The organism is Bacillus sp. V33-4 (assembly GCF_002860225.1).
Taxonomy (GTDB): Bacteria; Bacillota; Bacilli; order Bacillales; family Cytobacillaceae; genus Bacillus_BJ; species Bacillus_BJ canaveralius.
Map to the genome: position 1 here is coordinate 1 of NZ_PGVC01000059.1, position 12082 is coordinate 12082.

General features: G+C 36.2%; 8 protein-coding genes and 1 pseudogene. 4 read left to right on the forward strand and 5 right to left on the reverse strand.

What is annotated here, in order from left to right; genetic code table 11:
* The first annotated feature begins 71 nt into the window (after positions 1 to 71).
* Positions 72 to 1862 (forward strand): CBM35 domain-containing protein, encoded by a 1791-nt coding sequence (locus CVD23_RS18830; RefSeq protein ID WP_101666834.1) that lies wholly within the window; start codon positions 72 to 74, stop codon positions 1860 to 1862.
* 418 nt (positions 1863 to 2280) lie between these two features.
* Here the strand turns inward: CVD23_RS18830 and CVD23_RS18835 are convergent.
* The 5 genes and pseudogenes from CVD23_RS18835 to CVD23_RS18855 form a co-directional block, all read right to left on the reverse strand.
* Positions 2281 to 3472, reverse strand: a pseudogene (locus CVD23_RS18835) (IS1182 family transposase); the annotation flags it as partial.
* 324 nt (positions 3473 to 3796) lie between these two features.
* Entirely contained in the window at positions 3797 to 3994 is a 198-nt protein-coding gene (locus CVD23_RS18840; RefSeq protein ID WP_101666835.1) for a twin-arginine translocase TatA/TatE family subunit, read from the reverse strand.
* A gap of 93 nt (positions 3995 to 4087) precedes the next feature.
* Entirely contained in the window at positions 4088 to 5257 is a 1170-nt protein-coding gene (locus CVD23_RS18845) for a ZIP family metal transporter (RefSeq protein ID WP_101666836.1), read from the reverse strand.
* 13 nt (positions 5258 to 5270) lie between these two features.
* Positions 5271 to 6287, reverse strand: coding sequence for a multicopper oxidase domain-containing protein (locus tag CVD23_RS18850; RefSeq protein ID WP_101666837.1), 1017 nt, complete (start codon positions 6285 to 6287; stop codon positions 5271 to 5273).
* A gap of 185 nt (positions 6288 to 6472) precedes the next feature.
* Positions 6473 to 6868 (reverse strand): SET domain-containing protein, encoded by a 396-nt coding sequence (locus CVD23_RS18855; protein ID WP_101577049.1) that lies wholly within the window; start codon positions 6866 to 6868, stop codon positions 6473 to 6475.
* Positions 6869 to 7517: 649 nt separating this feature from the next.
* Here CVD23_RS18855 and CVD23_RS18860 point away from each other — a divergent pair.
* The 3 genes from CVD23_RS18860 (at position 7518) to folE (ending at position 12071) form a co-directional block, all read left to right on the forward strand.
* The gene (locus CVD23_RS18860; protein ID WP_101666838.1) at positions 7518 to 10337 is read left to right on the forward strand and encodes an ATP-binding protein; all 2820 of its coding nucleotides are present in this window, start codon (positions 7518 to 7520) and stop codon (positions 10335 to 10337) included.
* A 202-nt stretch (positions 10338 to 10539) separates the two neighbouring features.
* Positions 10540 to 11283, forward strand: a complete 744-nt coding sequence (locus tag CVD23_RS18865) for an EAL domain-containing protein (protein WP_101666839.1) — start codon at positions 10540 to 10542, stop codon at positions 11281 to 11283.
* Between the two features lie 206 nt (positions 11284 to 11489).
* On the forward strand, positions 11490 to 12071 hold the full coding sequence (folE, locus tag CVD23_RS18870) for a GTP cyclohydrolase I FolE (RefSeq protein ID WP_101666840.1): 582 nt from the start codon (positions 11490 to 11492) through the stop codon (positions 12069 to 12071).
* The last annotated feature ends 11 nt before the right edge of the window (positions 12072 to 12082 follow it).

A 12082-nucleotide genomic window follows, 5' to 3' on the forward strand; every position in this document is an offset into this window, starting at 1 on the left:
CAAAATAAATTTATTTGATTTGAGCTTGACAAATTCGCTTTTATTTAATGCAACGCTAGTGAAATTATGATTTGAACGATGACTCGTGGACAGATCTTCCTTTATTCATTAAAAAGGGTGCAATTATTCCAACTCAGGAAGTTTTAGATTATACTGAACAAAAAAATATAACAGATATTGAAATAGATGCATTTCCTGATACTCAATCATCATCCTTTGTTTATTATGATGATGATGGAAACTCCTACAACTATGAAAATGGACAATACTTCTCTCAAAAAATGACTCTCATTGATCAGGGTGTCAATGGTATTAGGTTTAATATTCTGAACAAAGAAGGTAGTTATGTAAGTCCACTCTCCTATTATTTAATTAAAATCCATGGAAAAGCAGGGAACTTTGTAACTTCAAATGGAACTTCACTAAATAAATTAAATGACTTAAATGCTTTAAAAGGATTACAGGGAGAAGGATACGCAGCAGGTAAAGACATTTATGGAGATGTAACCTATATAAAGGTAAAAGCAGGCTTAGCAAAAGAGGTTATAGTTAGTGGAAGTAACGCTTCAACGAGTACAGATGTAGTTTATGAAGCTGAAGAAGCATCGTTATCAGGAGCTACTACATCTACCAAAGCTAAGAAAAACAATTATCATGCTGGCTACACAGGAACTGGCTACGTAGATAATTTTGATAAGGCAGGAGCAGCTGTTACATTCTATGCAAATGTAAAATCGGGTGGAGATTATAAAACAAAGCTTAAATACTCTAATGCTACAGGGCAAGAACAAAAAATTAGTGTTTATGCCAACGGGAAATACGTTAAACAAACAGCATTACCTTCTTTATCCTCTTGGGGCAGCTGGTCAGATTCAATTAACATATTACCATTAGAAGCTGGTTTTAATGCTGTAACTTATAAGTATGACGATAAAGCAGGAGATACTGGGAATGTTAATTTAGATAACTTAAGCCTTCCGTTTACTCCTGAAATCCTAAAATTAGAAGCTGAAAATGCAAAGCTAACAACAGTAGGCACTAACACTGACCACTTTTTCTATTCTGGCAGTGCTTTTGTAGACAATATTACAAAAGTAGGTTCTGAAGTGGAATTTAGTGTAAATGTACCTGTAGGAGGTAATTACAATGTATCTCTTAAGTACGCAAATGGCACCATGTCTACAAAAACTTTAAGTACTTATGTGAACGGTAGTAAAGTCAGACAGATATTATTAGATAGTCCAGGAGGAAATTGGAATATCTGGAGGGAAAGCACCCAAGTTTTATCTCTCAACGCAGGTGTGAATAGAATTGCCTTCAAATATGATCAGGGAGACAGTGGGAATATAAACTTAGATATGCTTTTACTGTCACAACAAGCAATTACAACTCCAGTTTCTGAAGAAAACTTGTTGGACAATTCAGGTTTTGAGCGTTCAGAACATATAAGTAATTGGACTGAATGGCATCCTACCGGTCAAACAGTAGCTTTCGGAGTGGACAGCGGATCAGGAATTAATCCTCCCGAATCCCCATTTGAAGGAGATAGGAGAGCATACTTCTATGCATCTTCTGCTTACAAGCAAAGTATACACCAAAAGATTGATGTTACTAATAATGCTACTTATAAAGTAGAAGCTTGGGTAAAATTAAAAAACACTTCTCCTTATACAGCAAGACTTGAAGTAACTCAATATGGTGGTTCGGATATGTTCTTTAATATTCAAAATACTGGTGAATGGCAAAGGATTGTTATTGACAATGTCCAAGTTACGAATGGGCAAATAGATATTGGTGTTTATGTGGATAGTCCGGGAGGAACCACGCTCCATATAGATGATGTATCAGTAACTAAAAAATAAACACATATTTTAAATCAAAAAATACACCCCACTCTAAAAGTCTGAATGGGGTGTTTTTCATTAAGTATAAATTGATAAACTCATACATTAAAATTATTTTCTTAATGAAAAGGATAAGCTCCATGGGATAATTAGACCTAGATATATTAAGAGAACAAAAACTTCAAGGCATCATTAATCCAACAAAAGTAGTATACAAAATCTTGTTAGTGGTAAGAGTATTAATGAAATGAACCAGAAAAGTTTCGATGCCGATGCGGGGTGGGTCATTTCTTTTTGTTTGAATGAAATACAAAGAGGAAGAGGTTCCGGATAAGGGAACCTCCCAGATTGTAGACAAAAGGCATTCGAATGGCCCCATTCGGATGCCTTTTGTTATTTTTTTGCATTTTAGAAATTAGACCGACCCCGCTAGGGGTCAATTATAGGCCACTTTTGGAATTTTCCAGGTCCAGTTGGCCATCTTTTTTAAATTCATGGCAGCAAAAGTTAGCATCGCCTGCATGGACAATTTTTTTAGACCTCTTAGGGTTGTCCAACGCATACATGCTTTTCTTTCGCATCCGCAAACACTCGTTCGATCGTTTCTTTACGTCTTGCGTAAATGCTTTTATTTTCTTGTGTGTGACGAAGATGGTCGGCTTCTTCTAAATAGTGTTCCCAAACATGACGCTCAATCAGTTTTTTATGTTCTTTACTCTGGGTGCATTGTGAAAGTAATGGGCAATTTTGACATTCAAACGGATTAGAGAAGTATTGGCGCTTCCATCCTTCGTCGTCGTTGAATATCTTAATATTTGTCCTTGCGGACAGATATAACAATCGTAGTATTCATCATAAACATATTCATGTTTTTTCATATAACCGTCTTTCGTACGAGGGCGAGTATAAGGTAAAGCAGGAGTCATTCCATTTTCAAATATGTATTGTGCAATAGCAGGTGTTTTGTATCCAGCATCAGCAGCGACAGCCTCTGGTTTCCCGTGTTTTTCAATGACCTTCTCGAGAAGTGGATCCAAAATGACACTATCATGGACATTTCCTGGCGTTACAATCGCACCTAAAACAAAACCATTGCGATCAGCAGCTGCATGGAATGAATATGCGAACTGTTTGGTACGCTCGTCCTTTACATAATAACCACTCTCTGGGTCAGTGGTGCTTTCTTTAATTTCCTTGGTTTCTTCTTTATCAAATTTATCTGGAGGAAATGGCTTTTTTCCGTGATTTTCGCGATCTTTATTAATCTCCTCTGGAAGACGTGCTTCATAAGCTTTGGTTTCTTTTCGAACTACCTTCTTCTCGAATTTATGATTGTTTGCACTTGCTTTAACATGTGTAGAATCGATAAATACGTGCTCGCTACTAATCAACTTCTTGTCTGAAGCTTCCTTTAAAATACGATAGAAAATTTGTTCAAATAAATCTGTGTCTTTAAAACGTCTTTCGTAATTCTTACCGAAGGTTGAGAAATGCGGTACTTTATCATAAAATCCAAAGCCCGAAAACCAACGATAAGCCATATTCGTTTCGATCTCTACAATGGTTTTTCGCATAGAGCGAATACCGAAGGTATATTGGATAAAAGCCATCTTAATCAATACTACAGGGAGGTAGTAACTAACCTAACCTTTATGCATGCATTTCGTTGGATATTCGATGAAGCTTTGTCGAGGACGAAAACTGCTGCTAGTATAACCAAAAGGTCATGCTCTCCGGGAGATATTCGAAGGAGCATGTTCTTAGGAAAACTGGTTGGACGCTCTTCGAAAAAGCTATCGCTTTTCCTTCGTGCGGTGTATCGATTCCGGAGCCGTACTCTTTTGAAGCTGGATTCTGCCAACTATGTTCAAAGCTATATACAGGCTGAAATTTCATAATTGCCTAGTCCGTGAAAAAGAAGATGTAAGTCAGAACCTACATCTTCCCTTCCTTTAATCGGCAAAGTTTTCTTTCTTATTAGATGTTTCTGCAACTATGTCATCTGTTACAAGATCTCTAGTAGACTTCTTAAATTCTCTTAATGTTGAGCCAAACGTCCTTCCAATTTCCGGTAACTTAGATGGTCCGAAGATAATAAGGGCGATTACTAACATTAGTATTAATCCAGGTATTCCAATGTTTTGAAGCATAATTTCCTCCGAATATTTAGATTTTGTAATTCCTTCAGACGTTTATGATCATCTTTAAAGTAACTTCAGGAGCAAAACCGTTCAGATTCATCCTTAAAATTTAACAAAGAATGCAGTAAAGTACATAATTAACAGTCCGATGGCGAATCCAGAAAGATTTAACCATGAAACAGATGGTTCCTTATGTGTTCGATGATCTTCAATAAGCATTTTCGTAATGATATAGATTACCTGCAAAATGGCGCCTGCTCCAATTCCTAAGAATAAAGCTCCCATAATGGGCGAGAAGATAAATCCGCCAAACCACGTTCCAAGAATGGCTGGTCCACCGGCAATTGCACCAAGGAGCAAAAAGTTTCTTACCCTCGGCTTCGCTTTGAGCAATGGTGCAGCGATACCAATTCCTTCAGTGATGTTATGAAGGGTAAATCCGATTATTAAGAATGTTCCCAGTGCAGCTTCACCAAGTGCAAAAGAGGAGCCGATTGCCAAACCTTCCCCAAAATTGTGCAAGCCTATTCCTGTTGCCATCAAAAGTGCCAGAGCGAAAGGCGTGTAACCTTTTGATGCTTGTTTTCTAAACTGATATTGATCAAAACCGATCAACAGTAAAAAGGTCAGCGATGCTCCAATGATAACTACCATGTTCCCTTGCAATACCGTAGGAGCTTCTGCCCCGATCTCAAACCCGTCAGCCAGCGTGCCGACGAATAGGAAAAGCAACAACCCCACGGTGAGTGCAAGAATTGCATTAATCGTTTTTCTTTTAAACCTCTTCATAAATGGATACCACAATAGACCAAGCCCGATTGGTACAATTCCAACATAAAATCCAATTAAGCCGAAATTAAGAAAGTTGTTCAAATTGCCTTGTGGTGTTAGAGTTGCTGCTGCTATTTCACCTTCTGTAATGATTGCATTTTCAGTGATCAGTTTAATGACATGAGGATCTCCTTTGACCCATGGATAGTTGATTTTTACCGTTGCTTCATCAAAACGGTCAAGAGCAGGGCTGGGGGTAACACCAAAACTCCAAACAGAGTCATCCACCATTACCTGGGCTATCGTTAACGGTTCTGGACCCGTATTGCTTACCTTTAATTCAAACCCTAATTTGGTTACGATGATTCTATCAATATTTAAAACTTCGATAGGAGCAGCCGGTTCTTGCTCAACGCCTGCGCCATTTGTAAATACCCATCCTAAGACCCCGAGGAGTAGACCTAGAGGAATTAACACAGTCAAAATTAACTTTGTCTTCATTTCCACACCCCCATTATTCTACTTCAAAGAATCCCATCCAGCCCAATTCAGCAAATTCGCTAACATGTGCATGGAACATATATTTTCCCGGGTAAGTAAAGCGCGTTTCCAGGATGCCGCGTTCTCCTTGGCTTTGCATAATAGTATCCGTAAACTGAGAAGGGTTGTCATTTCTTCCTGTCGGATAATACGTAAAATAGTTGGCATGAAGATGGAAAGAGTTAATTAAATCAAATTCCGTTAAGTTACTAAGATAAATACGGACTAGCTGGTCTTTTTTTACTTTAATTGGATGATTCATAAAGGCAAAAGCATATCCGTTTACAGTATAAAACTCATTCTCACCATCTAAATCTAAATCAAATCCATTCATGACCATGTTCAGCTCGTGTGCCTTTTCTCTGGGTGTTTTCGGATCAATGATGAAATTTCCATACAATCCCTTATGAATATGGCGGGCAAGTGGCATTACATGACAGTGGTATACCTGCATTCCATATGGTTTGGCTTCAAACTCATAAGTAAATTTTTCCCCTGGATAAATCGAAGTAAGGCCATCCATTTCTGGTGGATGAATGCCATGAAAGTGAATAGAGTGAGGATGGCTTCCCTGATTTACAAAATGAAAACGAAGTAAGTCCCCCTCCGTACAACGAAACGTAGGGCCCGGAATGGTTCCGTTAAATGTCCATCCTGGAAATGTAATACCTTTTGCAATTTCAATTTCTTTATCAATCGCAATGACTTCATACTCTCTTAGGGTTTGCCCATTTGCTAACGTACTTACTTTCCCGTAATCGAATTTGGTTAGTAACCTTTCAGCCATTTTGTACCCTGAGGTTTTTGATAGGTCATTCATATTATTATGGTGATTCATCTTAGCATGCACATTTTTACTGTGAGTTTCTGCTTTAACAGTTTGAGTAAGAGGCGTCATTTTATTTAACAAATAACTGCCTGCTAAACCTAAGGCACCAGCAGAACCTATTTTTAAAATATCCCGTCTTGATACTTTGTCATCAACAGACATTTTTTACCCTCCTTAAAAAAGTTTCCTCTGTGCAAAAATATGATCTTTAGCTATATTTTATTCCTAAGGTAAACATGGTGTCAACATTTTCTTGAATTTACAAAATATTAAGTCGGTACTCTCGGTATTATGCAAAAATAAAAGCAGTGGATTTCAAAGTGAAATCACACTGCTTTTTTTGTTAATCATCCATCCTTGCTATTTTTATCTTTATCAAACCAAAGTGGGTCTTTGTCATCAACATCACCATTATAGTTGATTAATATCTCTTCTCCTGCTTTTATATCTTTGTATGCGTAAAATTCAAACGTATGGTTGTTAAAGTTAATATCATAAGTGGCATTAGGCTTATATGAATGGTTAAATAACATTCCATATCCTAACACGACTGCAGTATGGTTTTTTCCGTACTCGAACACATAATCATCAAGCACCGTTTTCTGTATGAAAACATGCTCCCTGTTAGGGTAAGGAATGACTGGTGCTTCATGTATAAGCTGACCTTTTGCAATATCAATCGTCGCAAATACCCCTCTATTGAATTCCCCATCGCTGAGTGTGGATGTTTTTATTTCTATAATGTTAATCACCTACAAATTCTTTCTTTAAAGTACATATCTTCTTAATCTTGACGCTTTAATATGAAGAAAGCAACTATTATTAACTATTGAGAATGTGTCTCTCTAACCAAAAAGACGGCCATTAAGAGTAGAATATGGATTTAAAAATTACAGCATACAATGATTCTTAATCATTACTGTTTGTTAAAGTAGTCAATCTGGTTATGTTGGATCCTTATCTAATTCTATATCAAGTGCAGAGAATCGGCTGCTTGGACCAGGACAGCGGTTGTTAATTTGTGAAACAGCGCCTTAGGAAGCTTTATTAAACTAAATCTCATAGCGATGTTCTTTTCAAACATGATATTACAACTTATCTGATCTGATTGATTTCCTCCGTTCATTTCAGTGATGTGCACAAATATTCTACTTTAGAATGTTTTCCTTTTCCTGTAAAATAATCCATAAAAATCTATTAAAGGATTTTTAGAAAAAGATATAGTGTGTAGTGGTGCTGGAAAGGTCGGGTCAATAGTCACTTGTATTCAGAAAAATGTGTATTTAAATAGTATTGACTGTTCTTCTTCATCTCGAACCGATGGGTATACCAACTGTCTTTATGTATCAATATCAAGGAACATGAAAAAATGAGCAGAATGGATGATTAAAATTGCACTGTGAAAAAATGAATTTACCGATAATAATGTTTTCGCTTGGAATTTGTTTTTCTTATTTAATTTATAGAATGATTGATCTAAATGATGTCGGATTATGGGCAACTTTTTTCAACTTAGTCATGTTAATAATCATCACTTTTGTAATCCTTTTCACTTATCGATCTTACATGAAAAAGAGTCGTTTGTTTGTTTCTCTATTTGACAATCATCCTTCGCTTACCTTTCTTGTTGACGGAAATGGGAATATTATTTCCGTAAATTCGAAAGTAATAAATACCTTGAATTATACGTACAAACAGTTAATTTCAAATCAGTTTTGGAATCTGTTTGTAAACTGCGGTGAGCAACAGTATATACAAAATCAGCTGGAGTTAGCGAAGTCGGGTAAATCTGCCAGTTTTATAGGAAAGATCCATAATAAACAACGAAGTGATGGTATTACTATGAATTTCACACTAATACCCATTACAATAGATAATAAAGATGGGATCTTTTTTATTATTGGTAATGATATTTCAGAATTACAAACGTATAGGGATAGAATAGTAAAAACGCAAATAGAATTAAGAAATACGATTCGGAAACAACAAGGAATGATTTTTAAATATATTAAACAAGGAGACCGCTATATTCATACATTATGTGATGGTGAGCTGTTATATCGATTTGGCTTGACCCCTCAAGATGTGATCGGCAAAAGTCTAGGTAACTTTATTACTTCGAACAATGTCATTCATAATAAAACCAAATCCTACGATCTAGCTTGGGCTGGTGAAATCACAACGTATGAAGGTCAGATAAACGGGATCAGCTATGTTGCGTCATTGCGACCAATACTTAGAAACGGTAAGGTAATCGAAGTTATTGGTTCATGTGTTGATATTAGCGATCGCAAAAACATGGAAGAAGAACTTCGCAAAAAAACCAATTTATATCGTTCAGTATTGACTACCATGTCTGAAGGAATATTTCTTATTAGTAAATCAAGAGTGATTACCAATCTAAACGATAACGTAGAAGAGATTCTTGGAATCAAATCAGGAATTTTCAGCGAAACGACGATGAATGAATTAGGCATTGAGTATGTCAGGGAAGATGGGAGTCTGTGGGAGTATAAAGATTTACCGGCTATGGTTACCACCGATCATGGCACTATTTTCAAAGATGCGGTTATGGGTGTGAAAGCAAATGGCAATATAAAAAAGTGGATTTCGGTTAATTCAAAACCATTGGCATTAAGTGAAGAGTCTGCCTCCCTCGTATCATTTAGCGATATTTCCCTGCAGAAGAAACAGGAATTAGAGTTAAAAGAAATGAATGCCTTTAATGAAATCCTGATGGAAAATACACAAACGGGTATTCTGGTTATAGATGAAAATAGAACTATTTTATTAATAAATAAAGCTTTAAGAGAAATTTTAGGAATTAATTGTGATGAAAAGGTACACGGTGTATTGGTAGGACAATTTCATTCTGCTTTTACTCAAACTGAAAGTTTCAGTGAACAGATTGAAGACATCATAACAAAGAGGGTGCCTAGGACACTGACAGTTAGATCTGTTAATGGATATATTTTTAAACTTCATTATTCGCCATTAAATTTAAACAGCAGGGGTCAAGCCCATTTATGGACCTTTGAAAATATCACTGAAATGAGTAAACTTCAAGAATCTGCATTAAAAGCACAAGAAGAAGCAGTGAGTGCCAATATGGCTAAATCTGATTTCTTATCTAAAATGAGTCATGAGCTTCGAACGCCATTGAATGGCATTCTTGGCTTTGCGCAACTTTTAGAACTAGAAAGAACACTTGACGATCGCCAGCAAACGTTTGTGAAGAAAATAATCACCAGTGGTGGACACTTATTGAATCTTATTAATGAAATACTGGATCTATCCCGAATTGAAACGGGAAAGATGCAAATTAGTTCTCAAGTGATTAATACAGCTAAGTTAATAGATGAGTGTATCGGTATGATGTCTCCGGTATCAGAAAAAAGTAATATTTCAATTGTAGCTGACTTGGACCATATTGCTGACCAATTCGTTTACGCCGACCCAATCCGATTAAGACAAGTAATGTTAAACTTAATCGATAATGCAATTAAATATAATAAAGAAAACGGTCAAGTAAACATTAGCTGTAAAATAACTAAACATGATATCACCGTTTATATTAAAGACACTGGTATAGGCTTCAGTAATCAATATGTTGATGATATTTTTGAACCTTTTTACAGAATAAAAGAAACCAATACGGAAGGAACAGGCATTGGTCTATCATTAACGAGGCAGCTGATGCAGCTGATGGGAGGGTCAATTGGTGCCGAAAGTGTAAAGGGTAAAGGCAGTACCTTTTGGTTTAGTTTACCAATCCATCATGAACTTGAATTAACAGAACCTGAGGATAAAAATAACAACATTTCTTCTTGGGAAATAGGTAAGAAATTCAAATCTACGATCTTGTATATTGAGGATAATTTATCGAATATAGATTTGTTAAAAGAAATTATTGAAGCTCAAACGAATTACTCTGTCATCATTGCAGATAGCGGTAAGAAAGGTTTGGACATTATTAAAAATAAAAAGATTGATCTCGTCTTACTTGATATTAACCTTCCCGATATTAATGGTTATCAAGTGTTTAATGAGATGAAACAGGATGAAAACACGAATAAGATCCCGGTCATTGCACTCAGTGCCAATGCAATTAACAAGGACATACAATACACGTTAGATAAAGGGTTTGATGATTATATAACAAAACCGATCAATATCAACGAGTTTTTACTGACAATAAAAAAATATATTTAACTTTAGAGGGACCTTTTTCATAGGTCTCTTTTTTTTGTCGGAAATTGACGTAAAATGTCCTTCATTTGGTCTGAATATCGTAATTCGCTGTTTGTCATGCTTGGAAAGGTGCACCTCGTGCCTTGGATTAATTAGACTATTTTATAGGACTAAAGGTATAGTCGTATTACTGTTTTGATCAGAAACAAGAAAGGAGACCTAAATGGCGAATCATATTAGCGAAATTATTGATGTCACTCAGCTGGAATACGTATACCAGCCTTTATGGAATACTGCATTTTGGAATATTTATGGGTATGAAGGCCTACTTCGTCAAGTGGATAATGATGATTTTAATCCGGAAGATTTATTTCGAAAAGCCAGAGCGGAAGATTGCTTATTTGAAATGGATTGCCATGCAATTAAGAGTTCCATTGGGAATTTTCCGCTCTTTTATAATAAGGCGCAGTTACTTTTTATTAACGTGTTTCCATCTACTGTCCTAAATTCAAAATTTGAAAAGTTTATAGAAGAGTTGGTACATGAGCATTCTTTTATACATGGAAGAATTGTTTTCGAGATAAATGAAACCTGTGAAGAATATTGTTCTTGGTCACACATTGAGCTAAAAGATAAAATATCATTTCTACAGAATTATGGATTTTATGTTGCACTTGATGACGTGGGGAAGGGTGCTGCATCATTGCAAAATATCATCGAATATAGACCCAACTACATCAAATTAGACAAATATTTCGCAAAAGACCTGGCTGCGTCTTCAGATAAACAGATGCTAGTTTCGTTACTCACACAGTACAGCAGTCAAAAAATGATCTTGATTTTAGAAGGCATTGAAACAGCTATTGATTTGGCCCAGGCAAAACTTTTAAAAGTTCCAGTTGTTCAAGGTTATTTGTTGGGTAAGCCTGAAAAAATCATTATGAAACAGCCTGATTTTAATTTTTAGGATTTATAAATGAGTAAATTTCACAATGTAAATGGCTAAACCGAAAACGAATGAAGTTTTCTAAATAAACAGGACTATGCCATAGGGAACGAATAAAACCATCTTATTTTTTAAATATATGTTCGTTTTTCAGTTAAACAGTCGCTTTATGAAACTCATGCAAACAAAAGACTTATATCATTTAGAGGAAAATTGGAGGATTTAAGATGGCAGTAGAATTAAAAAAAGAATCAACAATAGATTCAATGGAAGAAAACGTGAAGTCGATTCTGCAGTTGATTGGCGAGGATACTTCAAGAGAAGGCTTAAAAGATACGCCGAAACGCGTAGCCAAAATGTATAAGGAAGTATTTGCAGGCGTGGGAGTTAATCCTGAAACCGCATTAACAACAACTTTCGAAGAAGCCTATGATGGGTTGGTCGTTGTAAAGGATATCACCTATTATACTTTTTGCGAACACCATCTTATTCCGTTCTTTGGTAAAGCACATATTGGCTACATACCTAACGGCCGGGTAGTTGGTTTAAGTAAATTTGCCAGACTGGTTGAGCTTGTATCGCAAAGACCTCAAGTTCAAGAACGAATGACGCAACAAATTGCAAATTCGATCATGAATGTACTTGGCCCTGAAGGAGTCATTGTAAGTGTAGAGGGGCAACACCTTTGCATGTGTGCCAGGGGAGTGAAAAAGCCTGGAGCATCTACAGTGACGACGATTAAAAAAGGTGTATTTACTGAGAATGTCTCTTTAGCTGAGGAATTTGAACGAGCTCTTCTGAGAGATTAAAAGGAGGTTCC